We start from the raw sequence: 26,866 nt of genomic DNA on the forward strand, positions 1-26,866 counted from the left end.
CCACGCTCCCTGCGTTCGACAAGAAATGTCGGAGAATCTACGCCGCGAGCTTACGGAAGGTACGGCTGGATCACTCCCGTCGTGTCGTCGATGAGTGTGATGTTGAACCGAACGGTTTCATCGGAGAGACCGATCTCCACCCGGTCACGTGCCTCCGGTTGCAGGACGGACCGCACGCGTTCCTTCAAGATTTTGAGGTTGATTTCAGTCAGACCGGCCAGGAATCCGGTATCGTACCCCTCCTCTTGCTCGCGAATCTTCATCGCCTCACTGTCCGGATCGAGGAAGAGTAACTGAAACCGCGTACCAGATTCGACCAGGCGTCGAATCTGTGCGTCTGCGTAGTGCTGAGCGAGCAGATTCAGGGACAGCCCGCTCGCTCGAATGACAGACGCATTTTCGATCATCTCGTACAGAGGTACCTCGGACAGGAATTGTGGCCTGGACATGTAAATGGCAGCCAGGTCTAGATGCCGACCCTCTTCGCCGGGAAGCCGCCGCTGATGTTTTCCTGAGTCGGTTCCCTGGTTTTCTGCGAGATTCCTGGAGAACTGCAGGCTTCCACGGTAGGGCGCAAAGAGCTCGTCAACAGGCCATCCCGGAAACATGGCCTCAAGCACCCTGCACGAATCAGTGCGAGGCTTCCCGCTCCGCAGGTCCCCCTTGAGCCATCGGTAGAACTGGGCATGTCCAGGGTGGCTGCCGGTAAGTCGTTTGTCAATTTCCGCGGCGGCCTTCTCCCATTCCTGACAGAACCCCGCGTAGCTCAGGTGGCGCTGCTGGATCAACGCCTTGATGGCCACCACTTCTTCGCCCATAGGTCGCCTCACCCTTGGCTGTTCAGGCCGCTCACGATACTCCAGATGAGACCGGAAGATACACGATGAGACCGAGAAGAGTGAAGGAGAGATTCGGCCGGTATCGAAATGCGACCCGCAGTAATGCCACCGTGAGGTGTGTCCAGAGCAGTCGACCGAGCACCAGCTTTGAGGCGATATCAGATGCCCAGTACGGCAACCGAACAGGCGGGCATTTCTGCCACGCACGTGATGACGTGGCAGTGGCGGCGGCATCGCAGGTGCGTGGGGCTGGCGCGGGCTCAGATGCGTAAGGCGTTGGCCGGGTGGGGGCTGGCCGGGATCGAGGAGCCGGCGGTGCTGGTGGTGTCGGAGCTGATGACCAACGCCGTCGTTCATGCCCGTGTGCCGCCGGGGCGGGAGATCCTGACGCGGTTCGTCCGGCAGGACGGCGGGGTGCGTATCGAGGTGCACGACGCCTCAGGCGTGTGGCCGGTGCGCCGGGTGCCGGACGAGTCGGGCGGGTTCGGCCTGCTCCTGGTCGAGGCGCTGGCGGCCCGGTGGGGAGTGGCCGAGCGCAACGGGGTGGGCAAGGCGGTGTGGGCTGTGGTCGTCGATCCGGTGGGAGGCGCGGAGCAGCCTGGAGCGCCGGGCGAGGAGTCGGTCAGGTGACGGTGTGCCGTCCGGCCGGACCCGGCTCGGACCGGGGTCGGTGCTCCGACGCGTAACCCCGCGGTCGGAGCACCGGCACGGCGCGTGCCGCCCCCCGGGGCGGTCACACCCGGCCGCGGCACAGCTCCAGCAGCGTCATCGCCAGCGTCGTACCCGGGCGGCCCAGGTGGTCGCGGTAGCGGGCGAGGATCTCCATCTCCCGGGACAGGTTCACCCGCCGGCCGCCGGAGGCGATGCGGGCCTGCTGGATACGGGCCGAGACCGCCATCCGTTCCTCCACCAGCGCGATGATCCGGTCGTCGAGGTCGTCGATCCGCTCGCGGGCGCCCGTGATCTCCGTCGCCGCCTCGTCGGTGCGCGCCCCGGTCCGGTCGCCGGTCGGCGCGCCGGTGCGGTCGGCGGCGGGGTCGCCGGTCCGGGGTGCCGTCCGGTCGGCGGTCCTGTCGCTCGCCTGGGTTGCGTTCATCTCGTCACTCCTGGGTACGGGCCCCGGAGCCGCCGCCCGGCGGCGAAACACAGCGCGCCCCGGGCCTGCCGGCCCGGGGCGCCTGGGAAGTCGCTTGTCAGTCAGCTCAAGCGCACGACCATGGCAGCCGGACGGGCCGGTTGCCATAGGTAAAGAGGAAGCTCTGCGTGCGCATGGCCGCCAGTATTCACCGCCGTCCCGCCGTGGACAACGGCGGCCCGCATGGTGAGACGCCGTAGCCGATAGACTCGGCTGTATCCCCCCTCCCACCGCCCTGTCTCTCCCCTCCCACCGCCGGAAGGCCGCAGCAGTGACCTCAGCGACCCCCGACACCGTCCTCGTCGTGGACTTCGGTGCCCAGTACGCCCAGCTCATCGCGCGCCGCGTGCGCGAGGCCCGGATCTACAGCGAGATCGTGCCGTCCACGATGCCGGTGCCGGAGATCCTGGCGAAGAACCCCAAGGCGATCATCCTCTCCGGCGGCCCCTCCTCGGTGTACGCGGAGAACGCCCCCGGCATCGACCCGGCGATCTTCGCCGCCGGCGTGCCGGTGTTCGGCATGTGCTACGGCTTCCAGCTCATGGCCCAGGCGCTCGGCGGCACCGTCGACAACAACGGACAGCGCGAGTACGGGCGTACGCGACTGAACGTCTCCCGCCCCGACTCGACCCTCTTCGAGGGCACCCCCGAGCGGCAGGACGTCTGGATGTCCCACGGCGACGCCTGCTCCGCCGCCCCCGAGGGCTTCACGGTCACCGCGGCCACCGAGGGCGTGCCCGTCGCCGCCTTCGAGGACGACGAGCGGAAGCTGTACGGCGTGCAGCACCACCCGGAGGTCATGCACTCCACCCACGGCCAGCTCGTCCTGGAGCACTTCCTCTACCGCGGCGCCGGCCTCGCCCCCACCTGGACGACGGCGAGCGTCGTGGAGGAGTCGGTCGCCGCCGTGCGCGCGCAGGTCGGGGACGCGCAGGCGATCTGCGCGCTGTCCGGCGGGGTGGACTCGGCGGTGGCGGCGGCGCTCGTGCAGCGGGCCATCGGGGACCGGCTCACCTGCGTGTACGTCGACCACGGGCTGATGCGTAAGGGCGAGTCGGAGCAGGTCGAGAAGGACTTCGTGGCGGCGACCGGTGTGCAGCTGAAGGTCGTGGACGCGGCGGAGCGGTTCCTCACGGCGCTGGCCGGGGTGTCGGACCCGGAGGAGAAGCGGAAGATCATCGGCCGGGAGTTCATCCGGGTCTTCGAGCAGGCGCAGGCCGAGATCGTGGCGGCGGCGGGGGAGTCCGGGGCGCCGGTGCGCTTCCTGGTGCAGGGCACGCTCTACCCGGACGTCGTGGAGTCCGGCGGCGGCACCGGCACCGCGAACATCAAGTCCCACCACAACGTCGGCGGCCTGCCGGAGGACCTGGACTTCGAGCTGGTGGAGCCGCTGCGGCGGCTGTTCAAGGACGAGGTCCGGATGGTCGGCAAGGAGCTGGGACTGCCCGGGGCGATGGTGCAGCGCCAGCCGTTCCCCGGCCCGGGGCTCGGCATCCGGATCGTCGGCGAAGTCACGAAGGACCGGCTCGACCTGCTGCGCGAGGCGGACGCCATCGCCCGCGAGGAGCTGACGGCGGCCGGTCTCGACCGCGACATCTGGCAGTGCCCGGTGGTGCTCCTCGCCGACGTGCGGTCGGTGGGCGTGCAGGGCGACGGCCGGACGTACGGGCACCCGGTGGTGCTGCGGCCGGTGTCGTCGGAGGACGCGATGACGGCGGACTGGTCGCGGCTGCCGTACGAGGTGCTGGCGCGGATCTCGACGCGGATCACGAACGAGGTGCGGGACGTCAACCGCGTGGTCCTCGACGTCACGTCGAAGCCGCCGGGCACCATCGAGTGGGAGTGAGCGGCCCGGCGGCCCGGGCACGCGGCCGGTAGGGCAGAATGCGCACTCATCACATGTACGACTTGCGGTCAGGGGGGCACGAGGTGGCGGTGGACGCGGATCCGCCTGCGGCGGGCGCCGCGGGGGACGAGCCGGGCGCCGCGGGCGGTACGGAGCCCGGCGCCGCGGACGACCGGAACGGAACGGGGAGCGGACCTGCCGGCGGCGGGCCGGCGGGCTCCGGCGGAACACACGGTCGCGGCAGCGCATCGGCCGGGTCCGGTGCCGACCGGGGTGCGGCGGCTGGGTCGCCGGGCGCCGGCGAGTCGACCGGCTCGGGCGCTACGACGGCGAGGTCCGGCGCCCCGGCCGCCGGGGCCGGGGCCGGGGCCACGATGGCCGGGTCTGGTGCGGCGACTGCCCGGTCCGGCGTCACGACTGCCCCGTCCGGCGCCGCCGTCGCCGGTGCCGGGCGCTCCGGCGGCGCATCGGCCGGGTCCGGCGACCCCGGGGGTGAACCCGGCGTCGCTCCCGACCCCGCCCGCGAGTTCGCCCGCCGCCGCGACGGCTTCGCCGCCGGCGAGGGGCTCCCCGCCGGGGTCGCGCACTCGCCCGGCGCCTCCCGGCAGTGGGTCTCCGACGAGCTGACCCGCTCCGCCGACACCCTCGCCGAGCGCGGCGCCGCCGCCGGCGGGACGTGGTCGGCGGGCCTCTGGCGGCGCAGCCTGTACGCCATCGGCGCCGGCCTGCTCGCCCTCCTCCTCGTCGTCGGGCTCACCGCCCTCGGACCCGGCTGGACCCGGGCCCGTACCGCCGCGCTGCTCGCCGCCGCGCTGACCGCCGGGCTGCTGGCCGGTGCCGCGTGGCTGAACCGCGCCCGCGGCGGGCTCCTCGCCCCCGTCGTCGGCGAGGACGGCCGGCTCTCGACCGGCCGTACGGTGGCCGGCGCCTGGACGCTGCTCGCCGGGTACGCCCTGCTGCACCTCGCCCTCGCCCTGGCCCTCGCCGACGGCTCCGCCGCCCGCGACCGGCTCCTCGACGGCCTCGGCTGGTCCGCGCCCGGTACCGGCCCCGGCGGCGCCGCCGGGCTCGTCGTCACCGTCGCCGCCGCCTGGGCCGCCGCCCTCGGCGCCCGCGCCGTCGTGGCGTACCGGCTGCGCAGCGGCGGCCTGACCAAGACCCGCGCCGCCCGCCCCCGCGCCGCCGACCTGCTCACCGACGACGCCGGCCGCGCCGCCGCCGTCGATATCCAGTACGCCGTCGTCTCCGCCGCCGCCCTGATCTTCGCCCTCGTGCAGCTCGGCCGCCGGCCCGAGCAGTTGCCGGGCCTGCCGTGGGGCATCGCCGCGCTGGTCGCGGTGAGCGCGGCGGTGCACCTGACGGCGCGGCTCGTCGACGGCGGGCGCCCGGCCGTGCTGTCCGTCGTCCGGGTCCGCGAGCCCGGCGACCTGCACACCGCGATCCGCACCGGCGACGACGTCGAGGTGCGCGGCACCGGCTTCGTGCCGGCGGGCGCGGAGTCGCCGGAGCTGCTGGCGCGCGTGGTCGTACGGATCGGCGCCGTCCACGTACACGTGCCGCTGGTCCCGGTCGCCGGCGGCTTCGCCAACCCCACGGCGACCCGGCTGACGGTTCCGGTGCCGGTGGACGTGGAGCCTGGCCGTACGGAGTTGCGGGTCGTCACGGCCGGGGGCGCGGAGTCCGCCCCGTACCTGCTCGACATCGTCGACTGAATCGTCGACTGAACGTCGACTGAATCGCCGGCGGGGCGGACGCGCACGACCCGATCCGGTTGAGCGTTCACGAAACGCTTTACGTATCCCCTCCCACACATGAAGTATCGGCGCCGGGGCGATCACCGGCACGGTCCACGGCAGGAGAGGCGGACTACACATGGCACAGGACCAAGCGTCCGGCACCGGCGTACTCGGGAGGGTGCCCCAGGGGCAGTCCCCCGGCGGCCTCCGGGCCGCCGCCGCCCGGTTCGCGCTGCTACCCCTGCGGATCTTCCTCGGCATCACCTTCGTCTACGCCGGCATCGACAAGCTCACCGACGACGTGTTCCTCGACGCCAGCGGCCCCGGCTCCCTCCACGACACCCTCGACACCCTCCCCGATGTCGCGATCCCGGCACTGGTGGACCTGGCGCAGAAGGCGCCGACGGAGTTCGGGATCGCCATCTCGCTCGGCGAGATCGCGGTGGGGCTCGGCACGCTCGCCGGGCTGTGGGCGCGGCTGGCCGCGGCCGGCGGGGCGCTGATCTCGATGACGCTGTGGTTCACGATGAGCTGGTCGGCGGATCCGTACTACTACGGCCAGGACCTGCCGTACATGATGGCGTGGACGGCGCTGATCCTGGCCGGCGCGCCCTACTGGTCGCTGGACTCGGTGCTCGCCGTCCGCCGCCGCAGGAAGGGCCAGCAGCTCTTCGCCTAGCGGACCCTCGCGCCCGCTGCCCGCCACCCGCCCCTTTCAGTCGCGGTGGCGCCCCTGCGGCGCCTCCCCGGCGCCCGCGCCGCTCCCGCCCGCGGCGTCCGAGCCCGTGCCGCCCCCGCCGAAGCGCGCGTCGTACGTCCCGCGCAGCTCGTCCATCGGCAGCGCGCCCAGGTCGGCGACCGAGTCGGCGACCGGGTCCACGTCCCGCGGCGCCGCCGCGCGCGCCTCCCGGGCGCGCCGGCGGGTGCGGCGCGCGGCGTAGCCGACGGCGGCGACCAGGGCGGCCAGCGCCAGCCCCGGCGGCACCACGGCCAGCGGCACCCAGTACGGCTGCCGCAGCGCGTCGGCGGCGTCGAGCAGGCCGAGGGCCGCGCCGCACAGCAGCACCAGGCCGGCGACCAGCTTCGCGGGCTCGAACCTATGGCGTTGCACGCTGGACCTCCAACTGGCCGATCGAGACCGTCAGGTCCAGCACCATCGTCCCCCCGCGCCCGCCCGCGCCGCCGGTCGTGGGCTCCAGCACCGTCGTCCGCTGCTGCCGGGGGGCCACGTCGATGTCGCCCTCGTCTGGAGGCTCCGGGGGCTCGGGGCGGGTGGTGGGCGGCAGCTGCAGGTCGCCGATGTCGACCCGGCTGCGCACCTCGACCCGTACGTCGTCGGGCACCCGCACCTCCAGCCGGCCCAGGCCCACCTGGGCCGAGGTCTCGACCGTCCGGCCCTTCCCCGGCTCCAGCCGGCTCAGGTCGAGCCGCGCCTCGCCGCTGCCCAGCTCGTACCGCTCGCGTACGTCCGTGACCGCCGTCGGACGCCAGGTCCGCTCGCCCCAGTCGGCGGTGACGGAGTCCGGCAGCCAGAGCGCGCCGGCCAGCAGGACGGTCGTCAGCAGCGCCCAGAAGGCGGTACCGCCGCCGGCGCGGCCGATCCAGGCGCTGAGCGTGAAGCCCGCGCCGAAGACGGCGAGCGCGCCGCCGAGGCCGAGCGCCAGCGTGGTGCCCAGCGGCTCCGCGCCCCAGGTGGCGACGATGACGACGGTGCAGGTGGCGGCGGCGGCGAGGAACGTCCAGGCGCCGATGCCGGCCGCCTCCTGCTCGCCCCGGCCGCGGGCGCCGCCGGCCGGCGCCTTCTTCGTACGCCTCCCGCGGCCGGGCGGGCCCGCCGCCGCGTCCTGGTCGTCGCCGGCGCCGTCGGGGCCCCAGAGGTAGGGCGGGAAGTCGCCGTCCTTGGTGAGCGGATCGCGCCACCAGGACGGGGAGTACGGCACGGGGGGCGGCGCGGTCTCCGGCGGGGCGTCGGCCACGGCGTGGGCGGTGGCGTCGTCCACGGGGACGCCGTCGGCGGCCAGCTCCTCGGCCGCGCGGCGGTGGTGCGACCAGTAGGCGGCGCCACCGAGGCAGAGGAGCAGCAGGGCGGCGAAGAAGTGGTTGTCCGTGCGGTTCATCACGGACAGGAACAGGCCGCAGCCGACGACGGCGAACAGCAGCGCCGTCAGCGCCGAGCCCTCGACCCGGCCGGACAGCAGCCGGCGACCCTCGCTGTCGTCCTCGCCGTCGAGCGGCATCAGCAGCCAGGCGAAGCCGTACGCGACGAGGCCGAGGCCGCCGGTGGCGGTGAGCGCGCCGAGCACGATGCGGAAGATGACGGGGTCCATGCCGAAGTACTGGCCGAGGCCGCCGCAGACGCCGCCGACGACCTTGTAGCGGCGGCTGCGCCGCAGCCGCGGGCGCGCGGGTGCGGGGCCTGGGGTGGAGCCGGACGCGGACCCGGATTCGGATCCTGGGCCGGACCCGGACCCGGACCCGGACCCGGACCCGGACCCGGAGCCGGAGCCGGAGCCGGACCCGGGGGCCGGGCCGGGGGAGCCTTCGGAGGGCCCGGGCGCGCGGTACCCGGCGCCGGCGCGGTCGCCGGGCGCCTCGTCCCGCGCGTCGGGGCCCGCGCTGGGGCTCGTGTCCGTCATGGGTCCATGGTGGCGGACGCCGCCGCGGCGCGGGAGGCGGGACTACCCCGAGCCCACCCTGAAATCCTCCGGGGACCGATGGGGGGCCAACCCTGATGCCAGGGCCGCCCCACCCGTGTGACGATGCATGACATGACCGCAGCCACCGCCGCGACCGCCGCCGACGGCGCCGCCCCGCCCGGCGGCCCGTACGACCCGTACGGCGACCCGTACGACGACCTGTACGAGCGGCCCGTCCGTCGGCTGTACCGCAGCGCCGACGGGCGCTGGCTCGGCGGTGTCGCCCGCGGTCTCGCCGGCCACCTGGGGCTGCCGGTGTCGTGGGTGCGGATCGTCTTCATCGGCCTGCTCATGGCCAACGGCCTGGGCGTGCCGCTGTACGCGGTGTTCTGGTTCGTCGTCCCGCTCGGCCAGGGCGGCAGGGCGGAGAAGCCGCTCGTGGACGTCGACACCGACGGGCGCAGGCGGCTCCGCAAACCCGACAAGGGCCAGCTGCTCGCCCTGCTCGCGCTGCTCGTCGGCGCCGGGATCTTCGGCGGCAGCCTCGACCTGGACCGCTCCAACGCGTTCGTGTGGCCGCTGCTGCTCATCGGCGCCGGTGTGGCGCTGGTGTGGCGGCAGGCGGACAACGCCCGGCGGGCGAAGTGGGCGGCGGTCACGCGGCGGACGAAGTTCCTGCCGGTCGCGCGCGGCGCCGCCGGGGTGCTGCTGGTCGGGGCGGGGGCCGGAGCGATCTTCGTCATCCAGGGCTCGACGCGGCACATCGGCGCCGTCGTGCAGGCGTCGCTCGCGGTGCTGGTGGGCGTGGCGCTGCTGGCCGGCCCCTGGCTCGTACGGATGGTGCAGGACCTCTCCGAGGAGCGGCTGATGCGCATCCGCGCGCAGGAGCGCGCCGAGGTCGCCGCCCACGTCCACGACTCCGTGCTGCACACCCTCACCCTCATCCAGCGCAACGCCGACAACGCCGGCGAGGTGCGCAAGCTGGCCCGCGCGCAGGAGCGGGAGCTGCGCACCTGGCTGTACAAGCCGCAGGGGACGGGCAAGGACGACGAGAAGGACGGGGCGGGGCCCGGCACGCTCGCCGAGGGGGTGCGCCGGACGGCGGCGGAGGTGGAGGACTACCACGGGGTGCCGGTCGAGGTGGTGTGCGTCGGGGACTGCCCGCTGGACGACCGGCTCGGGGCGCAGCTGCAGGCGGCGCGGGAGGCGATGGTCAACGCGGCCAAGTACGGTGGCGAGGCGGGCCCGGTGCAGGTCTTCGCGGAGGTCGAGGGCCGGCAGGTGTTCATCTCGGTGAAGGACCGCGGTCCCGGCTTCGACCCGGACGCGGTCCCGGCCGACAGAATGGGCGTACGCGAGTCCATCATCGGCAGGATGGAGCGCAACGGCGGCACCGCCCGGCTGCGTACGCCGGCGGGCGGGGGCACCGAAGTGGAGCTGGAGATGGAGCGCGCCGAGTGAGGGCGGCGGGCGCGGAGGCATGGCGGTGGGCGCAGTGAGGAGCGGACGATGACGGACGACGCAGCGGGCGGGACACCGGCGGCCGGGGTGCCGGCGAGTGGTGCGGGCCCGGCGGAGGGCCGCCGGGTACGGGTCGTGCTCGTCGACGACCACCGCATGTTCCGGGCCGGGGTGCAGGCGGAGATCGGGGTGACGGACGAGACCGGCGTCGAGGTCGTCGGCGAGGCGGCGGACGTGGAGCAGGCGGTGACGGTCATCACCGCCACCCGCCCCGAGGTCGTCCTGCTCGACGTGCACCTGCCGGGCGGCGGCGGCGTGGAGGTGCTGCGCCGCTGCGCGGGGCTGATGGGCGAGTCGCCGAGCGGCGAGGCGCCGGTGCGCTTCCTCGCACTGTCGGTCTCGGACGCGGCCGAGGACGTCATCGGCGTCATCCGCGGCGGCGCCCGGGGGTACGTGACGAAGACCATCACCGGCTCCGACCTCGTCGGCGCGATCTTCCGGGTCTCCGACGGCGACGCGGTCTTCTCGCCGCGGCTCGCCGGCTTCGTCCTCGACGCCTTCGCGTCGACGGACGCGCCGCCGGTGGACGAGGACCTGGACCGGCTGACGCAGCGGGAGCGGGAGGTGCTGCGGCTGATCGCCCGGGGGTACGCGTACAAGGAAGTGGCGAAGCAGCTGTACATCTCCGTCAAGACCGTCGAGTCGCACGTGTCGGCGGTGCTGCGCAAGCTGCAGCTGTCGAACCGGCACGAGCTGACGCGCTGGGCGACGGCCCGCCGGCTCGTCTGACGCACTCCTACTGAGTACGTCCGGGCACGTCCGGTACTGAGTACGTCCGGTACTGGTACGTCCGGTACTGAGTCCGGTCCTGAGTGCGTCCGGTCACGCGGGACGTACCGCCGTCACGAACGGCATCGAGTCCACCGGGGCGTAGCGCACGGTGGCGCCCGGGCGGGGCGCGTGGATGATCTGGCCGCCGCTCGCGTAGATGCCGACGTGGGTGCGGCCGGAGTAGTAGAAGACCAGGTCCCCGGGCGCCAGCGCGGAGCGCGGGACGGTGGCGCCCGCAGCGGACTGGCTGTAGGTCGTACGGGGCAGGGAGACGCCCGCGGCGCCCCAGGCGGCCTGGGTCAGGCCCGAGCAGTCGAAGGCGTCGGGGCCGGTGGCGCCCCAGACGTACGGGCTGCCGACCGCGTTCCGGGCGTACGACACGGCGTGCGCCGCACGGGCGTTGGGCGCCTGCACCGGCCCGCGCGCCGCGGCGCGCGCCGCCCGGTCGCCCGGCGCGCCGCCGGGGCCGTCCGCGCCGAGGACGGCGTCGCGCTGCTCGGCGGTGAGGGTGTCGAGCAGCCGGTGGGCCTTGGCGAGCTTGTCCTTGATCGCGTGCTTGTGCCGCTTCAGCTCCGCCCGGGCGTCCGTCAGCTCCGCCAGCCGCTCGCCCGCCTCCGTGCGTACCTGCTCGACCTCCCGCAACTGCCGCCCGACGCTCGTGAGCGCGGCGGCCTGCCGGCTGCCGGCCCGTTCCAGCAGCGCGGCCCGGCGGAGGTAGTCCTCCGGCTCGGCGGAGAGGGCGAGCTGCACGGTGGGGTCGGCGGTGCCGTTGCGGTACTGGGCGGTGGCGAACGAGCCGAGGGCGTCGCGGGCGTCGTTCAGCCGGGCGGTCTTGCGGGCGGCCTCGTCGCGGAGGTCGTCCAGGTCCCGTTCCGCGCGGTCGGCCTTCTCGGCGACGCCGTTGTACTTCTCGACGGCCTGCTCGGCCTCGTGGTGCAGCCGGTCCACCTCGGCCTTGACCTCCGCGGGGGCCGGCCGCGGGTCGGCGTGGGCGAAGCCGCCGAGGGCGGTGGCGGTGGCGGCGCCGACGAGCGTGATCGCCCGGGCGGTACGGGCCCGGGGGGTACGGGCGCGGGCCCGCGGTTCCGCCGCCTGCTGGTGCTCGCGCTTACTGTGGGACGCCACGCGGGCGTTCACCCCTTCCTCACGGTTTGGAGGCGGCCCGCACGGGGGGACGGGCCGCCGCCGAGACGCTAAGCCGGGGGTGCGGCGCGGCACGAGGGGATGACGGAGACTTACCGGCACCCGCTGGTCGATGACGGGTTGCGATCACCTGAACACAACGTACTGAGCTGTGTGTTCGCCTCCGTGACCGATGTTCCTGAAGTGGTCACCCCCATGGGCGGGACCTGTTACGGACCGCTACGCTCCCGTGCCATGGATGTACTCATCAACCTCTTCGTCGCCTCGCACATCATCGGTATCGCCGCGCTCCTCGGCGGGTGGCTGACGCAGCTGAAGTCGCTGGGCACGGGCGACGTGCGGATCGCGCCCTCGATGGTGCACGGGGCGCTGGTCATGCTCGTCACCGGCTTCATACTCTCCGGCCTCAACGAGGCCGACGACGTGGAGCTGAACCAGACGAAGCTCGGCGTCAAGGGCGCGATCCTGATAGTGATCCTCGTCCTGGTCTTCATCAAGAGGAAGGAAGAGCGCATCCCGAAGGGCTACTTCGCCGCGATCGGACTCCTGACCATGACCAACGTCGTCATCGCCACCACCTGGACCTGAGGCTGGAGCCGGGGCCGAACGCGAGATCAGGCTCCTTCAGGCCGGGCGCACGCCGCTGTGGAACGGCATGTAGTCGATCGACTCGTACTTCACGTCGTCGCCCGGCTTGGAGGCGTGGATCATCTGTCCGTTGCCCACGTAGATCCCGACGTGGCTGATGTCGTCGTAGAAGAAGACCAGGTCACCCGGCTGCAGATCCGCCTTGGCCACCTGCGTGCCGGCGTTGACCTGGTCGTAGGTCGTACGCGGCAGTGAGATGCCGGCCTCCCGCCAGGCGGCCTGGGTGAGGCCGGAGCAGTCGAACGAGTCCGGGCCGGTGGCCCCCCACACGTAGGGCTTGCCCAGCTGGGCCTCGGCGAACGACAGCACCTTGTCCGCCTTCGTGGCGCCGGTGTCCGGCGGCGGGTCCTGCTGCTGCTCTTCTTCCTGCTGCTGTTCCTCTTCGCGCTGCTCCTGCTCGCGGCGCTCCTGCTCGGCCTGCCGCTGGCGCTCCAACTCCGCCTGGCGCGCGGCCTCCTCGGCCTTGCGTCGCGCCTCCTCCTCGCGCTTGCGCTCCAGCTCCGCGAGCCGCTGCTTCTCCTCCTCGGTGAGGCGGTCCAGCACCTGGCGCGCGTCGGACAGCTTGGTCTGGACCTCCTTCTTGGAGTCCCGGAGCTGCTCCTGCGACTCGGTGAGGGTGCGCAGGCTCTCCTGCGCGTCGGTGCGCTTCTCGGTGGCCTTGGCCTGGCGCTCCTGGAACTGGTCGATCGCGACCTGCTCGCGGTTCGTCAGCCGCTCCATGAGGTGCGCTTGGTCGAAGTAGGTCTGCGGGTCGGGGGCGAGCATGAACGTCGCGGTGGGGGTGACGCCGCCGGTGCGGTACTGGGCGGCGGCGAGGCGGCCCAGCTCGCGCCGCGACTCGTTGAGCCGCGCGGTCTCCTTGGCCACCTCGTCGAGCTGCTGCTCGACCCGGGTGCGCTGCTGCGCGGTGCGCTCCTTCGCGCCGTTGTAGCGCTCGGTGGCGCGCTCCGCCTCGTGGTAGAGGTGGTCGACTTCCTTCTGCACCTCTTCGATCGACCGCTCGGCCGGGGCCGCACCGGCTTCCTGGCTGAGCAGGGTCGCGGAGGCCAGTGCCGCGGAGCCGACACCGACCGCGGTGCGACGCCCCGCCGGCGACTCGAGGATCCGGGTCCGCGGCTTTCTGTGGGAAGCCAAGGCAGGCCACTCCTTCCGTCCAAGCAGTGTCGAGCACGGTAGCCACTCGGTGGGACTGCTGTGAAGTCTGATGTTCGATATGCCCGAAACCGATTTGTTATCGGAGGGAGTTGTTCCGTCCATCCCGGACATCCCGGGTGCCGGGAGCGGGGGTGCGGGAGCGGGATACGGGAGTGGGTTGTCGGTGGGGCGCCCTAGACTCGGTAGACGATGAGCAGCCTCTTCGACGACAGTCATCCCGCCTTCGCCGCAAGCGTCCCCGAGCCGTATTACCGCGACGGCGCGCCCCGCCCCGTCACGGACCCGGAAGCGCTGCTCACCGGGTTGAACGAGCAGCAGCGCGCCGCCGTGGAGCACACCGGCTCGCCCCTGCTGATCGTCGCCGGCGCCGGTTCGGGCAAGACCCGCGTGCTGACCCACCGGATCGCGTACCTGCTGGCCAAGCGGCGGGCGCACCCCGGCCAGATCCTCGCCATCACGTTCACGAACAAGGCCGCGGGCGAGATGAAGGGGCGCGTCGAGGAGCTCGTCGGCGCCCGCGCGAACGCGATGTGGGTCTCCACCTTCCACAGCGCCTGCGTGCGCATCCTGCGCCGCGAGTCGAAGAAGCTCGGCTTCACGTCCTCGTTCTCGATCTACGACGCCGCCGACTCGCGCCGGCTGATGTCCCTCGTCTGCCGGGACCTGGACCTCGACCCCAAGCGCTACCCGCCGAAGGCGTTCAGCGCCAAGATCTCCAGCCTGAAGAACGAGCTGATCGACGAGGAGAGCTGGGCCGCCCAGGCCGGCGACCCCTACGAGAAGACGCTCGCCGAGGCGTACGGGATGTACCAGTCCCGGCTCCGCGAGGCCAACGCGCTGGACTTCGACGACCTGATCATGACGACCGTGAACCTGCTGCAGGCGTTCCCGGACGTCGCGGAGCACTACCGCCGCCGCTTCCGGCACGTGCTCGTCGACGAGTACCAGGACACGAACCACGCACAGTACATGCTGGTGCGCGAGCTGGTCGGCCCGGAGGCCGGCGCGGAGCCGGAGGGCGCCGGGGACGCCGGGGGCGCTGGGGGCGCGGAGGGCGGCGAGGAGCGCGCGAAGGGGCCGGACGGCCCCGCCGAGCTGTGCGTCGTCGGCGACGCCGACCAGTCGATCTACGCCTTCCGCGGCGCCACCATCCGCAACATCCTACAGTTCGAGGAGGACTACCCCGAGGCGCGCACGATCCTGCTGGAGCAGAACTACCGCTCCACCCAGACGATCCTCAGCACCGCCAACGCCGTCATCGAGCGCAACTCCTCCCGCCGCCCCAAGAACCTCTGGACCGACGCGGGCGCCGGCGCGCGCATCGTCGGCGACGTCGCCGACACCGAGCACGACGAGGCGCAGTTCGTCGCCGACGAGATCGACCGGCTGTCGGACGCGGGCGACGCCCGCGCCGGCGACGTCGCCGTCTTCTACCGCACCAACGCCCAGTCCCGTGTCTTCGAGGAGGTCTTCATCCGCGTCGGCCTGCCGTACAAGGTCGTCGGCGGCGTCCGCTTCTACGAGCGCCGCGAGGTCCGCGACGTCCTCGCGTACCTGCGCGTGCTCGCCAACCCCGAGGACTCCGTACCGCTGCGCCGCATCATGAACGTGCCCAAGCGCGGCATCGGCGACCGCGCCGAGGCGATGATCGAGGCGCTGGCGCAGCGCGAGCGGATCTCGTTCCCGCAGGCGCTCGTGCGCGTCGACGAGGCGTACGGGATGGCGTCCCGCTCGGTGAACGCCGTCAAGCGGTTCAACACGCTGATGGAGGAGCTGCGCACGGTCGTCGAGTCCGGCGCCGGGCCGGCCACGGTGCTGGAGGCGGTGCTGGAGCGCACCGGCTATCTCGCCGAGCTGCAGGCGTCGACCGATCCGCAGGACGAGACCCGTATCGAGAACCTCCAGGAACTGGCCGCCGTGGCCCTGGAGTTCGAGCAGGAGCGCGGCGAGGAGGGCCCGGGGACGCTCGCCGACTTCCTGGAGCGGGTCGCGCTGGTCGCCGACAGCGACGAGATCCCGGAGGAGGAGACGGACGGCTCCGGCGTCATCACGCTGATGACGCTGCACACCGCCAAGGGCCTGGAGTTCCCGGTGGTGTTCCTCACCGGCATGGAGGACGGCGTCTTCCCGCACATGCGGGCCCTCGGCGACGTCAAGGAGCTGGAGGAGGAGCGGCGGCTGGCGTACGTCGGCATCACGCGCGCGCAGCAGCGGCTCTACCTGACGCGCTCGGTGATGCGCAGCTCGTGGGGCCAGCCGTCGTACAACCCGCCGTCGCGCTTCCTGGACGAGATCCCCCCGGCGTACCTGGAGTGGCGGCGCACGGGCGCCGCCGCCGCCACGCGGGGCGGCGGCGGTGGGGGGCGGTCGCCGATGGAGTCCGCGGCGGCGGTGCTGGCGTCGTCGGCGGGCTCGGCCCGTACCACCCGGCAGGGGCCGTCCGGCTTCGCCACCGGGCGGGCGACGGAGCGGCCGGTGATCGCGCTGTCGGTGGGGGACCGGGTGACGCACGACCAGTTCGGGATGGGGACGGTGGTGGCGGTGTCCGGCTCGGGGGCGAACGCGCAGGCGACGATCGACTTCGGCGACGGGCGGGCGAAGAAGCTGCTGCTGCGGTACGCGCCGGTGGAGAAGCTGTAGGGCTGCGGGGCTGGGGGCTGGGGGCTGGGGGCTGCGGGGCGGATTGCGCGGCCGGGCGGCCGGACGGACTTACTGCGGGTCGAGGCCCTTCTCCTGCAGCCACGCGAGCGGGTCGATGGCGTCGCCGCCGTAGGGGTGCACCTCGAAGTGCAGGTGCGGGCCGGTGGAGTTGCCGGAGTTGCCCGAGTAGGCGACGACGTCGCCGGCCTGCACGGGGCCGGTGGTGATGGCGTAGCTGTCGAGGTGGGCGTACCACGTCTCGGTGCCGTCGGGGGCGGTGAGGACGAGCATGTTCCCGTACGAGTAGTCGTAGCGGGTGGTGACCGTGCCGTCCGTGGCGGCCTTCACCTCGCTGCCGTACGAGACGGGGAAGTCGATGCCGGTGTGCACGGACATCCAGTTGACGCCGGCCTGGCCGTAGTACGCGCTGAGGCCGGTGTTGTCGACCGGGACCGCGAACTTCGGGCGCAGCGCCTCCTTGCGCGCGGCCTCCTCCGCCTCCCGCTTCCGCTCGGCCTCCTGCTTCTCCTTGAGGTCGATCCGCTCCTGGGTGCGGCTGGCGCGGTCGGCGAAGTCGTCGGCGTCCTCGGTGACTCCGCGGAGCTGCGTGTCGAGCGCGGCGTTGGCCTTCGAAGTCGTGGCGGAGCCGGTGTCGGGGGCCGCCTGCGTCGTCTTGCCGTCGTCCTCGGAGCCGTCGGTGCCGGTGCCGGTGACGGTCGCGGCGGCGACCCCGGCAACGCCGACGACGGCGATGGACGGCACGGCGACGGTGAGCAGCGCGGAGCGCTTGGGACAGCGGCGGCGGCCGGAGCGTACGGCGCGGCCGACGGGGGCGCCGACGGTGCGGCCCGCGGGCTCCGGCTCCGGTGCGGGGCCGGCGGCGGTGAGGGCCTCGGGCGTCTCGGGGGCGGCGGGTGCGCCATGGGTGCCGGGGTGGCCGCCGAGCGCGTCGTGCTCGGCGAAGTCCCAGGCGGCGGTCGCCTCGGGGTCGGCGGCGTGCTCGGCGTGCTCGGTGTACGCGGCGTACTCGGCGGGCTCCGTGCCGGTGGCGTGTTCCGTGGCGGCGGCGGTGGCGTAGGCGGCGTGCTCGTCGTACGCGTCGTACGTGTTGGTGGCCGCGGCGGTGCCGGCGAACGACTCGGGGTACGCGGTCGCTTCGGTGTACGCCGTGGCGTCCGGGTACCCCGTCGCGTCCGTGGCCACGTCCGCGAACGCCGTGGCGTCGTAGTGCCCGGTGGTGTCCCAGCCGGCGGCCGAGTCGTACTGCGTGCCGGTGTGCTGCGCGGCCTCGTGGTGCCCGGCGTCGTACTGCTGCGCCGCGTCGTACTGCTGCGCGGCCTCGTACTGCGCCGCGGCCTCGTGCTGCGTGCCGGTGTCCCAGCCGGACCACTCGCCGCTGGTGTTCCACTGCGCGGTCGGGTTGCTCGCCGACGGATAGCCGTAGTCGTAGTCGTCGGCCGGGCCCGCCTGCCGCGGGATGCCGCCGGCCGGAACCCCGGCGGCCGGGGTGTCGCCGGCGCTCTCCGACCACAGGGCGGAGACGTCGTAGCCGCCGGAGGCGTTGGCGTCGGCGGCGTTAGCGGCGTAGGGATCGGCCGTGCCGTACAGGCCGTTCGTGCCGTACGCGCCGAAGTCGGCGGACTGCGTACCGGTGTCCCAGGACGGGGCGGGTTCGGGCGTCAGGTAGCCGCCGGCCTCGTAGCCGGTGGTGGCGTATGCGCCCGGGTGGCTGGCGTCGTAGCCGTCGTAGCTCTGATAGCCGTGATGGAGAGGCTCTTCACCGGAACCGCCGCCGTGGCCGGAGGTGTCGTAGCCGTACCCGTAGCCGTCGAGGCTTCCGAGGGAGGAGGCCTCGCCAGTGGGAGAGGTCGGGGTGGGGAAGCCCGACGGGGGACGGTCGTTCACCACTTCTCTTTCGCCTCGGGGGCAGGAGACTGCCGCGACTGTACCGGGCGTCCCACGGCTCGACAATCTTTCCTTGGTTTCACCGGGGCGCGTTCGGGGCACTTGCCCGATTTTTCGAGTACCCGAGAGTAAGAACGAGGCCATGGCTGTCCGTTTTGCCGGTGGCCGCCCGTGTGATTTCGCCCTCCCCGGATGTTGCGTTCGGCCGGGGTGCGCGATGCTGGGGATAACGTTCGTTCACACCCTCGAAGGACTCACGAGCGCGCGGGACCGCGCGATGGAGGCAGCGATGAGTGGCACCGGTCCGATCCGCGTGGTGGTGGCCAAGCCGGGGCTCGACGGCCACGACCGCGGCGCCAAGGTCATCGCGCGGGCGCTGCGCGACGCCGGCATGGAGGTCATCTACACGGGCCTGCACCAGACGCCGGAGCAGATCGTCGACACCGCGATCCAGGAGGACGCCGAGGCGATCGGCCTGTCCATTCTCTCCGGGGCGCACATGACGCTCTTCGGGAAGGTCGTGGAGCTGCTGCGGGAGCGGGACGCGCTGGACATCAAGCTGTTCGGGGGCGGGATCATCCCGGACGACGACATCCCGCGGCTGAAGGGGCTGGGCGTGGCGGAGATCTTCACGCCGGGCGCGGCGACGACCGAGGTGGTGGAGTGGGTACGGGCGAACGTGCGCGAGCCGGCGGGCGCGTGAGCCCTGCGGGCGGCGGCGGGCGCGTACGTCCGATGACGACCTGAACCGCGGCGGCTGCCCGCGAGGGCGTGGCGCGGTCAGTGTCGCCGGAAGCGGCGCGTGCGACACCGACCCGCCCCGCTCGGGTCGCGTCCGCGACGTGGTGTCACCGGTCCCGGCTACGATTCCGCAGGTGGCACGGGCCTCGGGGCCCGCCCGACCACGGAGCGCGCCTTCACCACGGAGCGCGCCCCGCCCGGCGGGCAGCCGCTTCCCGCCCCGCCCGGGCGGTAACGGCGTCGGGCGCCGGATGGCCCCACCACGTACGGGCGTTGCCCTGCACCACGCTGCGGGCACGATCCCCGCTCGCCCCCACCCCTCCCCGCCCCGGTCAGGGGCGTGGCGCGCCCAGCTCGTCGCGCATCTCGGCCCGTATCCGCAGCGTGGCCACCAGCCGCTGGAACGCCTCCGACCAGTACCCGGCGGCGCCGGGCGAACTCTCCTCCGCCTCCTCGTGCATGGCGGCGAGCGGTTCGAGGCGGACGGCGTACGAGGGGTCGAGGCAGCGCTCCGCGAGCCCCATCACGCCGCTGAAGCTCCACGGATAGCTGCCGCCGTCCCGCGCGATCTCCAGGGCGTCGACCACGGCCCGGCCCAGCTCCTCGGGCCACGGCACCGCGCAGGCGCCGAGGAGCCGGAACGCCTCCGACAGCCCGTGCGCCGAGATGAACTCCGCCACCCACGCGGCCCGTTCCATCCCGGGCAGCGCGGTGAGCAGCCGCGCGGGGTCCCGTCCGGGTACGTGCTCGCCGCCGCCTCCGGCGCTGCCGGAGGCGGCGGCACCGGAGGCGGCGGCACCGGAGGCGGGCGCGGGGGCGGGCGCGGTGCCGGGCGGTCCCGCGGTGAAGCCGGGCGGCTCGTTCCTTGGTGAGGTCGGGGCGGTGCCGAGGAGGGCGCGGGCCCACGCGGAGTCGTGCTGCCGGGCGGCGGCGCGGCTCCAGGCGGCGAGCAGGTCCGGCCGCCAGCCGTCCGCGACCGGCAGCGCGATGATGGCCTCCGGCGTCCGGCCGTCGAAGACCTCCGCCCACACCGCCAGCGGCGCCGCGGCGACCACCTGCCCGAACCACCACGACCGCTCGCCCATGCCCGCCGGCGGCTTGGCCACCACTCCGTCCCGCTGCATGGCGGCGTCGCACTCGTACGGCGCCTCCACCGCGACCACCGGCGGGTCCTCGCTGCGGTCGAGCACCACCAGGGACCGCACCCGCGCGGCCATCCGCCCGGCCAGCGCGGAGCCGGTGAGCCCGGCGAGGAGGTCGGCCGCGGCGGCCCGTACGCCGCGGCTGCGATCGGCGAGGGCCGCTTCCAGGAACGGCTCGTCGGCCAGGGACAGCCCCGTGCGCAGCAACTCCACGAACGCCAGCCGGTCCTCGGCCTTCTCCCCGGACCACGTCGAGGCCAGCAGCTCGACGGCGCCGGCGGGATCGGACCGGCGTACCTCGGCGAAGAGCGCGCTGCGCACCTGGCTGGTCCCCGGCCCGCCGGCCCGCGGACCCTCCTCCCAGAGCGCGCGGACGGCGCCCGCGTCGCGCGGGTCGGGCAGCGCGGGCCCGGCCGCGCCGTCGCGCAGCAGCGGCGCCCACTGCGGGGCCCGCTCGGCCAGCCACAGCCCGCGCGGCCCGGCGAGGGCCAGCGCGTACGGGCGCAGGTCGATGCGGGCGCGGGCGGCGTCGAGCAGCGCGGGCAGCAACTCGGGCGGCGCCTGGTAGCCGCACTCGTCGGCGTACCGCAGCCACTCCGGTATCAGCTCGGCGAGGTCGGGGACCGGACCGCGGCGGCTCCCGCCGCCGGTGCCGGAGCGGTCCGCGAGCAGCGCGGCGAGGCGCCGCCGCGCGGCGGCGGGCAGCCGGGGCCGCGGATCGTGCGCGGCGGGCTCGGGCAGCGCCCGCGCCGGGGCGGGCACGGCCCCGGCACGCCGCCGCACGGTCACCGCGGCGGCGGCGTCGAGCAGCGCGCCCTCGTCGACGCCGCGCCGCCCGGCCCCGACCACAGCGGCGGCCACCAACTCCCCCCAGCCGGAGGAGCCCTCCCCGAAGCCCCGCACCTCAACCGTCATACGACCCCTCCACCCGTTTTCGCCCCGCCGCCGTCCACCCCGTGTGCCGACCCCCGGTGGTCTGCGCGCGTGCGCCGACCCGGGCCGGGCCGAGCCCCTCGTCAACGCCATGTGCCCCCTCCCTTTGCCGCCGCGATCGGCGGCGCTGGCACCCCAGCCGCCGTGGCGCCCGTGAGGGGGACCGCCGTGGCCGCGGACCAGGTCGTCAGCGGGCGGAAGCCCGCGTGGCCGAACTCGCCGAAGACCGTGACCGGGCCGCCCCCCGACACCGCGAGGAGCTGCCACACGCCCGGGCCGCGCGCCGCGGCCGGGTGGAGCGGCAGCGCGCGGTCGCCCGCGCGCTCGGCCAACTGCCAGCCGTCGCCCCCCTCTTCCGGCACCGGAATCACGTCGGTGAGCACCACCGGTATCCCGTCCAGCCACGGATCCGCCGCCAGCGCCGCCCCGTACGCCGCGACCGCCTCCGCGATCCCGGCCCCCGGCGGGACGGCCCGCTCCGGGCCGCCCTCGCCTCCGCCGGGGGACCGCGGGCCCGCGTGGACCGTGCCCAGCGCCGCGCGCAGCGGGTACGCGCCCGGGTAGTACGCCAGCTCCGCGTCGAGCACCAGCCCCGTCGGCAGCGACTGCTCCGGCGCCCGGCCCGCCGCGCCGTACGCGAGCAGCAGCGCCGTCCGCTCCGAGCGCGCGCCGTGGAGCCAGATGCGGCGCGTGACCAACTTGCCGTCGTCGGCGTCCTCCTGGGCGAGCACCAGCCAGCAGTCCCGGAGCGTGCCGCCGCGCAGCAGCCCCGCGGCGTCGACCGTGAGGCCCACCCGGGCGCGGACCGTCGCCGCCAGCGGCTCCGGCAGCTCCTCCAGCCGTAGAAAGCCCTGGTCCAGCAGGTGTATCAAGCTGCACTCGGCGAGCAGCCGGGCCGGCCAGCCGGGACCCGAGGCCGGCAGCGACCCCAACTCGCGGACCCGCGCCGCGAGCCCGGGCGCCTGCGCGTCGACCATGCGCGCCGCCGTCTCCTCCCACACCGCGCCCCGCGGCGCCGTCGCCAGCCCGTCCCGCAGCAGGTCCGTCAGCCGCTGCTCCAACTCCGTGGCCCCCGCGGCGATCCGCTGCAGCCGCTGCTCCGCCCGGCGCCGGGCCTCGGCCGCCGCCGCCGGATCGGGGGCCCGCTCCGCCGCGGGCTCGGCGGCGGCCTTCCGCTCCGCCTTCTCCCGGCGGCTCGCCAGCCACTCGGCCGCCCACTCCGGCACCGGATCCTCGTCCCCTCCATCCCGCGAGGTTCCGTCCCGCGGGGCTCCGGCGTCCCGCGGGACCTCGGGCACCTCGCCCCCGGCCCAGCGCAGCAGCAGCCCCAGCGCGTGCTTGCACGGGAACTTCCGGCTCGGACAACTGCACTTGTACGCCGGGCCCTGCAGATCCACCACCGTCTGGTACGGCCGGCTGCCGCTGCCGCGGCACAGCCCCCACACCGCCTCGCCCGCGGCCCCGGACTCCGCCCACGGCCCGGCCGCGGCGAGCTTGCTCGCCGCCGTTCGTGACGAGGCGTCAGGGGCCAGCCCCCACACCTGATCCGCGCTCCACCGCTCGCTCTGCCCCTCCATGCCCACGACGCTACGGCCCGCCACTGACAACGGCCCTGACCTGCGATATCCACAGGCTCGGGGCCGGTGTCAGTGCCGTACGGCAAGGTGGTTTCCGCAGGCGTCGCGGTGGCAGCGGCGGCGGCTGCGACCGAGTCGGCGAGGAGGGGACGATGACGACCACGACAGGGGCAGACGCGGCCATCGGGGGCACCGCTGAGGCGGGGCAGGCCGCGGAGGCCGCGGAGGGCGCGGGGACTTCGGCCGGGGCGGGCGCCGAGCGCTCCCCGGGTGCCGGAGGTTCCGCGGGCACCGAGGGTTCCCCGGCCGCGGACGCCGCCCTGCGGCCGCACGCCGAGGACGCCTTCGCGCACGAGCTGGCGGCCCTCGCCGCCGCGGACGACCGGCCCCGGCCGCCGCGCTGGCGGCTGTCGCCGTGGGCGGTGTCCACGTATCTCCTGGGCGGCACGCTCCCGGACGGTACGGCCATCACGCCCAAGTACGTCGGCCCGCGCCGGATCGTGGAGGTCGCGGTGGCCACGTTGGCCACGGACCGGGCACTGCTGCTCCTCGGCGTGCCCGGCACCGCCAAGACCTGGGTCTCGGAGCATCTGGCCGCCGCCGTCAGCGGCGATTCCACGCTGCTGGTGCAGGGGACGGCGGGGACGCCGGAGGAGGCGATCCGGTACGGGTGGAACTATGCGCAGCTGCTCGCCGCCGGCCCCAGCCGGGAGGCGCTGGTGCCCAGCCCGGTGATGCGGGCGATGGCGGAGGGCATGACGGCGCGGGTCGAGGAGCTGACCCGGATCCCGGCCGACGTGCAGGACTCGCTCATCACGATCCTGTCGGAGAAGACGCTGCCGATCGCCGAGCTGGGCGAAGAGGTCCAGGCGGTCCGGGGGTTCAACGTGATCGCGACCGCCAACGACCGCGACCGCGGGATCAACGAGCTGTCCAGCGCGCTGCGCCGCCGCTTCAACACGGTGGTGCTGCCGCTGCCGGCGTCGCCCGAGGACGAGGTCGGCATCGTCACGCAGCGCGTGGCGCAGATCGGCGTCTCGCTCCAGCTCCCGCCGGTCCCGGAGGCGGTCGACGAGATCCGCCGGGTCGTCACGGTCTTCCGCGAGCTGCGCGACGGGCAGACGGCCGACGGCCGGACGAAGGTGAAGTCCCCGTCCGGGACGCTGTCGACGGCCGAGGCGATATCCGTGGTCACCGGCGGCCTCGCGCTGGCGGCGCACTTCGGCGACGGGGTGCTGCGGGCGAGCGACGTGGCGGCGGGCATCCAGAGCGCGGTCGTCCGCGATCCGGCGGCCGACAGTGTGGTGTGGCAGGAGTATCTGGAGACGGTCGTGCGCGAGCGCGAGGGCTGGAAGGACTTCTACCGGGCGTGCCGCGAGGTCACGGCGTGACCTCGGCGGTGGAGGCGACGGTGTGCGGGCCGGGGAACGGGAAGCCGGAGGGGTCGTGGGGTTGCGGAGCATAAAAGAAAGAGGTGTAGGAGGAGGGGACGGAGAAGGGACAGGGGAGAAGGGCGGTGGCGGCGCGGGCACGCGGGTAGCGGACGGGGCGTACGCGCGCGGGGACGCCGGCGGGGAGCACGAAGCCCCGGAGTACGGGGGCGCGGAGAACCGGGTCGGGGGAGCCGCGGGGCACGGGGCGGGGAGCGGCACGGAGTACGTCGCCGGGGGAGCCGGAGGCGTGGACGCGGGGGAGAGGGCTGTGGTCGGTGCGGAGGAGGTGCGTCGGCGGGGCGGTGCGGCGGGCGCGGCGACCGTCGAGCCGCTGCTGCTGGGCGTACGGCACCACGGCCCAGGCTCGGCGCGCGGGGTGGCCGCGGCGCTCGACGCGTACCGGCCGCGGGCGGTGCTCATCGAGGGCCCGCCGGAGGCGGACGCGATCGTCGCCCTGGCCGGCGACGAGGACATGCGACCGCCCGTCGCGCTGCTCGCCCACGCCGTGGACGAGCCGGCGCGGGCGGGGTTCTGGCCGCTGGCGCACTTCTCCCCGGAGTGGGTCGCGATCCGCTGGGCGCTGCGCCACGGCGTCCCGGTCCGCTTCATCGACCTCCCCGCCGCCCACACCCTCGCGATGGCCGGTGTGGAGCAACTGGCCCCCGGAGGCCCGGGGGTGGGCGGCGAGGGGGCGCAGGCCGACGCGGACGGAGAGGAGGCGGAGAGAGGGGCCGAAGGAGCGGAACGGGCGCCGGGTCCCGAGGCGTTGCGCATCGATCCGCTCGCGGTCCTCGCGGAGGCCGCCGGCTACGACGACCCGGAGAGGTGGTGGGAGGACGCCATCGAGCACCGCCTGCCGCACCGCGCCGTGCCCCCCGCCCCGGGGCCGGTGTCCGAGCCGGGGAAGGAGCGCGCCGGACCGGGGGCGGCGACCGGTGCGGCGGTGGACTCCGGGGCACCGGATCGGCCCCACGGGCCGGGCGACGCTCCCGCTACGGGCCCGGGCGGCACCCCTGCTTCCGCCGAGTCCGCCGAAGGCGGTGACGTGACCGCGCCGTTCGCCGCGTTGGGCGAGGCGATGGGCGTGCTGCGCGAGCAGTACGGCGACGGGGGCCACGACCGGGATCTGGCGCGCGAAGCGCACATGCGGCTGCGGCTGCGGGAAGCGCGGCGCGAGTTCGACGGGCAGGTCGCCGTCGTGTGCGGTGCCTGGCACGTGCCCGCGCTGCGGACCCGTACCACCGTCACCGCCGACCGCCGCGTGCTCAAGGGCCTGCCCAAGGTCAAGACCGAGATGGCCTGGGTGCCATGGACCCATCGGCGGCTGGCGCGGCAGAGCGGCTACGGCGCGGGCATCGACTCCCCGGGTTGGTACGCGCACCTCTTCGAGGCCCCGGACCGGCCCATCGAGCGCTGGTTGATCAAGGTCGCCGACCTGCTGCGCGGCGAGGGCCGGACCGTCTCGTCGGCGCACGTCATCGAGGCCGTGCGGCTCGCCACCGCGCTGGCGACGATGCGGGGCCGCCCGCTCGCCGGGCTCGCCGAGACGCTCGACGCCGTACGGGCCGTGATGTGCGACGGCTCCGAGGTGCCGCTGGCGCTCGTCGCCGACCGGCTCGTCGTGGGCGACGCGCTCGGCGAGGTGCCGGAGTGGGCCCCCGCCGTGCCGCTGCAGCGCGATCTGGTGCGCACGCAGAAGGCGCTGCGCCTCAAGCCGGCCGCCGAGGAACGTGAGCTGCAGCTCGACCTGCGCAAGGACACCGACGCCGGGCGCAGCCGCCTGCTGCACCGGCTCCGGCTCCTCGGCGTCGACTGGGGCGTGCCCGCCGTCTCACGGGCGAGCACCGGCACGTTCCGCGAGACGTGGAGCCTGCGCTGGGAGCCCGATCTGTCCGTGCGGGTGGTGGAGGCGGCGCTCTGGGGCACGACGGTGGTCGCGGCGGCCACCGCGAAGGCCGAGTACGAGGCGGCGCAGGCCGGTTCGCTCGCGGAGGTCACAGCGCTGGCCGAGCAGTGCCTGCTCGCCGAGCTGTCCGACGCGCTGCCGGTCGCCATGCAGGCCCTCGCCGACCGCGCGGCGCTTGACGCGGACGTCGGCCACCTGGCGCAGGCGCTCCCCGCGCTGGCCCGGTCGGTGCGCTACGGCGACGTCCGCGGCACGGAGACGGCGGCGCTGGCGGAGGTCGCCACGGGCCTGGCCGACCGGATCTTCGTCGGCCTCCCCGGCGCCTGCGTGGGGCTCGACGCGGACGGGGCGCGGGAGATGCGTACCCACGTCGACGCGGTGCACGGCGCGGTGGCCCTGCTGGACGCGGGCCCGGAGGCGGGCACGGGGGGCGGGGCGGGCGCGGAGGCGGCGGAACGGCGCGACGAGGGCCCGGCACGGACCGGGCAAGGCGCCGCCGAGGCGGCGGTGGCCGGTGCGCCGGACACGGGTTCCGGGGCCGGTGCGCCGCGCGACGGTGGGCGCGGGGACGGAGGGCACGAGGACGGCGGCCGGTCCGGGGACGGCGGTGCCGTTCCCGGCGACGGTGCGGCGCCGGCCGGGGCGGCGCCGCTGCGGGGGCGGTGGGCCGCCGCGCTGCGGGTGCTGGGGGGCCGGGACGCCGTGCCGGGGCTCATACGCGGCCGGGCCGTGCGGCTGCTCCTCGACGGCGGCCGGATGCCGGCCGACGAGGCGGAGCGGGTCATGGGCCTCGCCCTGTCCCACGCGGTGCCGCCCGCGGACGCCGCCGCGTGGATCGAGGGCTTCCTCGGCGGTGACGGCGGCATGCTCCTCGTGCACGACGAGCGGCTGCTCGCGCTGGTCGACGGCTGGCTGACCGGGCTGTCCGGCGACGCTTTCACGGACGTGCTGCCGCTGCTTCGGCGGACCTTCGCCGAGTACGAGCCGGGTGCCCGGCGGGCCCTCGGCGAGCTGGTACGCCGCGGCGCCTCCGCCGCGGGCCCGGCCGAGCCGGACGGCTTGCCCGGCTTCGCCGACGAGGTCGACGCCGACCGCGCCGCGGCCGTCCTGCCGACGATCCAGGCGCTGCTGGGCACGGAGGAGGGACGCCGGTGACCCC

At 74.6% G+C, this 26,866-nt stretch carries 20 protein-coding genes; 11 read left to right on the plus strand and 9 right to left on the minus strand.

Going from position 1 to position 26,866, the window contains the following annotated elements:
- Window positions 1–50 precede the first annotated feature (50 nt).
- Window positions 51–818: a DUF5919 domain-containing protein gene (locus tag T328_RS11130; protein ID WP_496495800.1), complete on the minus strand. Its 768-nt coding sequence runs from the start codon at window positions 816–818 to the stop codon at window positions 51–53.
- A 183-nt stretch (window positions 819–1,001) separates the two neighbouring features.
- Here T328_RS11130 and T328_RS11135 point away from each other — a divergent pair, with 183 nt between their 5' ends.
- Window positions 1,002–1,469 (plus strand): ATP-binding protein, encoded by a 468-nt coding sequence (locus T328_RS11135; RefSeq protein WP_496495801.1) that lies wholly within the window; start codon window positions 1,002–1,004, stop codon window positions 1,467–1,469.
- Window positions 1,470–1,572: 103 nt separating this feature from the next.
- Here the strand turns inward: T328_RS11135 and T328_RS11140 are convergent, their stop codons facing one another.
- Window positions 1,573–1,935, minus strand: a complete 363-nt coding sequence (locus tag T328_RS11140; protein ID WP_496495802.1) for a chorismate mutase — start codon at window positions 1,933–1,935, stop codon at window positions 1,573–1,575.
- 310 nt (window positions 1,936–2,245) lie between these two features.
- Here T328_RS11140 and guaA point away from each other — a divergent pair, with 310 nt between their 5' ends.
- The 3 genes from guaA to T328_RS11155 all read left to right on the plus strand — a co-directional run bounded on the left by guaA (window position 2,246) and on the right by T328_RS11155 (window position 6,235).
- The gene (gene guaA / locus T328_RS11145) at window positions 2,246–3,820 is read left to right on the plus strand and encodes a glutamine-hydrolyzing GMP synthase (protein ID WP_496495803.1); all 1,575 of its coding nucleotides are present in this window, start codon (window positions 2,246–2,248) and stop codon (window positions 3,818–3,820) included.
- Between the two features lie 374 nt (window positions 3,821–4,194).
- A complete protein-coding gene (locus tag T328_RS11150) occupies window positions 4,195–5,532 on the plus strand; it encodes a hypothetical protein (protein ID WP_496496079.1) in 1,338 nt (445 codons plus the stop codon).
- A gap of 160 nt (window positions 5,533–5,692) precedes the next feature.
- Window positions 5,693–6,235, plus strand: a complete 543-nt coding sequence (locus tag T328_RS11155; RefSeq protein WP_496495804.1) for a DoxX family membrane protein — start codon at window positions 5,693–5,695, stop codon at window positions 6,233–6,235.
- A gap of 36 nt (window positions 6,236–6,271) precedes the next feature.
- On the opposite strand, the gene T328_RS11160 is transcribed toward T328_RS11155, so the two are convergent.
- On the minus strand, window positions 6,272–6,667 hold the full coding sequence (locus T328_RS11160; RefSeq protein WP_496495805.1) for a hypothetical protein: 396 nt from the start codon (window positions 6,665–6,667) through the stop codon (window positions 6,272–6,274).
- The gene (locus T328_RS11165; protein WP_496495806.1) at window positions 6,654–8,192 is read right to left on the minus strand and encodes a PspC domain-containing protein; all 1,539 of its coding nucleotides are present in this window, start codon (window positions 8,190–8,192) and stop codon (window positions 6,654–6,656) included. Before T328_RS11165 ends, T328_RS11160 begins: the two co-directional genes overlap by 14 nt.
- A 132-nt stretch (window positions 8,193–8,324) precedes the next feature.
- On the opposite strand from T328_RS11165, the gene T328_RS11170 reads away from it, so the two are divergent.
- The gene (locus tag T328_RS11170; RefSeq protein WP_496495807.1) at window positions 8,325–9,653 is read left to right on the plus strand and encodes a PspC domain-containing protein; all 1,329 of its coding nucleotides are present in this window, start codon (window positions 8,325–8,327) and stop codon (window positions 9,651–9,653) included.
- 48 nt (window positions 9,654–9,701) lie between these two features.
- Entirely contained in the window at window positions 9,702–10,442 is a 741-nt protein-coding gene (locus T328_RS11175; protein WP_496495808.1) for a LuxR C-terminal-related transcriptional regulator, read from the plus strand.
- Window positions 10,443–10,535: 93 nt separating this feature from the next.
- Here T328_RS11175 and T328_RS11180 read toward each other — a convergent pair whose 3' ends face one another.
- On the minus strand, window positions 10,536–11,609 hold the full coding sequence (locus tag T328_RS11180) for a C40 family peptidase (RefSeq protein ID WP_496495809.1): 1,074 nt from the start codon (window positions 11,607–11,609) through the stop codon (window positions 10,536–10,538).
- A 252-nt stretch (window positions 11,610–11,861) separates the two neighbouring features.
- Here T328_RS11180 and T328_RS11185 point away from each other — a divergent pair, with 252 nt between their 5' ends.
- Window positions 11,862–12,215: a hypothetical protein gene (locus tag T328_RS11185; RefSeq protein ID WP_496495810.1), complete on the plus strand. Its 354-nt coding sequence runs from the start codon at window positions 11,862–11,864 to the stop codon at window positions 12,213–12,215.
- A gap of 36 nt (window positions 12,216–12,251) precedes the next feature.
- Here the strand turns inward: T328_RS11185 and T328_RS11190 are convergent, their stop codons facing one another.
- On the minus strand, window positions 12,252–13,409 hold the full coding sequence (locus tag T328_RS11190) for a C40 family peptidase (protein ID WP_496495811.1): 1,158 nt from the start codon (window positions 13,407–13,409) through the stop codon (window positions 12,252–12,254).
- Window positions 13,410–13,619: 210 nt separating this feature from the next.
- On the opposite strand from T328_RS11190, the gene pcrA reads away from it, so the two are divergent.
- Window positions 13,620–16,070, plus strand: a complete 2,451-nt coding sequence (gene pcrA / locus T328_RS11195; RefSeq protein ID WP_496495812.1) for a DNA helicase PcrA — start codon at window positions 13,620–13,622, stop codon at window positions 16,068–16,070.
- A 69-nt stretch (window positions 16,071–16,139) separates the two neighbouring features.
- Here pcrA and T328_RS11200 read toward each other — a convergent pair whose 3' ends face one another.
- Window positions 16,140–17,975 carry a M23 family metallopeptidase gene (locus tag T328_RS11200; protein WP_496495813.1) on the minus strand — a complete coding sequence of 612 codons (1,836 nt, stop codon included), beginning with the start codon at window positions 17,973–17,975 and terminating at the stop codon, window positions 16,140–16,142.
- A 289-nt stretch (window positions 17,976–18,264) separates the two neighbouring features.
- Between T328_RS11200 and icmB the strand changes: the two genes are divergently transcribed.
- Window positions 18,265–18,678, plus strand: coding sequence for a coenzyme B12-dependent isobutyryl CoA mutase small subunit (icmB, locus tag T328_RS11205; protein WP_496495814.1), 414 nt, complete (start codon window positions 18,265–18,267; stop codon window positions 18,676–18,678).
- A 370-nt stretch (window positions 18,679–19,048) separates the two neighbouring features.
- Here the strand turns inward: icmB and T328_RS11210 are convergent, their stop codons facing one another.
- Window positions 19,049–20,773 carry a DUF5691 domain-containing protein gene (locus T328_RS11210; RefSeq protein WP_496495815.1) on the minus strand — a complete coding sequence of 575 codons (1,725 nt, stop codon included), beginning with the start codon at window positions 20,771–20,773 and terminating at the stop codon, window positions 19,049–19,051.
- Window positions 20,774–20,874: 101 nt separating this feature from the next.
- Window positions 20,875–22,368: an SWIM zinc finger family protein gene (locus tag T328_RS11215; RefSeq protein ID WP_496495816.1), complete on the minus strand. Its 1,494-nt coding sequence runs from the start codon at window positions 22,366–22,368 to the stop codon at window positions 20,875–20,877.
- Window positions 22,369–22,520: 152 nt separating this feature from the next.
- Here T328_RS11215 and T328_RS11220 point away from each other — a divergent pair, with 152 nt between their 5' ends.
- Entirely contained in the window at window positions 22,521–23,759 is a 1,239-nt protein-coding gene (locus T328_RS11220; RefSeq protein WP_496495817.1) for an ATP-binding protein, read from the plus strand.
- A 310-nt stretch (window positions 23,760–24,069) separates the two neighbouring features.
- Complete coding sequence (locus T328_RS11225) at window positions 24,070–26,862, plus strand: DUF5682 family protein (protein ID WP_496495818.1); 2,793 nt, start codon at window positions 24,070–24,072, stop codon at window positions 26,860–26,862.
- Window positions 26,863–26,866: the final 4 nt, after the last annotated feature.

The sequence above is a fragment of the Streptomyces sp. CNX435 genome (genome assembly GCF_059570575.1).

Bases quoted from the DNA above. Each gene is read 5' to 3' on its own strand.
- T328_RS11130 (WP_496495800.1), bottom strand. From the start codon at position 818: ATGGGCGAAGAAGTGGTGGCCATCAAGGCGTTGATCCAGCAGCGCCAC.
- T328_RS11135 (WP_496495801.1), top strand. From the start codon at position 1,002: ATGCCCAGTACGGCAACCGAACAGGCGGGCATTTCTGCCACGCACGTG.
- T328_RS11140 (WP_496495802.1), bottom strand. From the start codon at position 1,935: ATGAACGCAACCCAGGCGAGCGACAGGACCGCCGACCGGACGGCACCC.
- T328_RS11150 (WP_496496079.1), top strand. From the start codon at position 4,195: ATGGCCGGGTCTGGTGCGGCGACTGCCCGGTCCGGCGTCACGACTGCC.
- T328_RS11155 (WP_496495804.1), top strand. From the start codon at position 5,693: ATGGCACAGGACCAAGCGTCCGGCACCGGCGTACTCGGGAGGGTGCCC.
- T328_RS11165 (WP_496495806.1), bottom strand. From the start codon at position 8,192: ATGACGGACACGAGCCCCAGCGCGGGCCCCGACGCGCGGGACGAGGCG.
- T328_RS11170 (WP_496495807.1), top strand. From the start codon at position 8,325: ATGACCGCAGCCACCGCCGCGACCGCCGCCGACGGCGCCGCCCCGCCC.
- T328_RS11175 (WP_496495808.1), top strand. From the start codon at position 9,702: ATGACGGACGACGCAGCGGGCGGGACACCGGCGGCCGGGGTGCCGGCG.
- T328_RS11185 (WP_496495810.1), top strand. From the start codon at position 11,862: ATGGATGTACTCATCAACCTCTTCGTCGCCTCGCACATCATCGGTATC.
- pcrA (WP_496495812.1), top strand. From the start codon at position 13,620: ATGAGCAGCCTCTTCGACGACAGTCATCCCGCCTTCGCCGCAAGCGTC.
- icmB (WP_496495814.1), top strand. From the start codon at position 18,265: ATGAGTGGCACCGGTCCGATCCGCGTGGTGGTGGCCAAGCCGGGGCTC.
- T328_RS11210 (WP_496495815.1), bottom strand. From the start codon at position 20,773: ATGACGGTTGAGGTGCGGGGCTTCGGGGAGGGCTCCTCCGGCTGGGGG.
- T328_RS11215 (WP_496495816.1), bottom strand. From the start codon at position 22,368: ATGGAGGGGCAGAGCGAGCGGTGGAGCGCGGATCAGGTGTGGGGGCTG.
- T328_RS11220 (WP_496495817.1), top strand. From the start codon at position 22,521: ATGACGACCACGACAGGGGCAGACGCGGCCATCGGGGGCACCGCTGAG.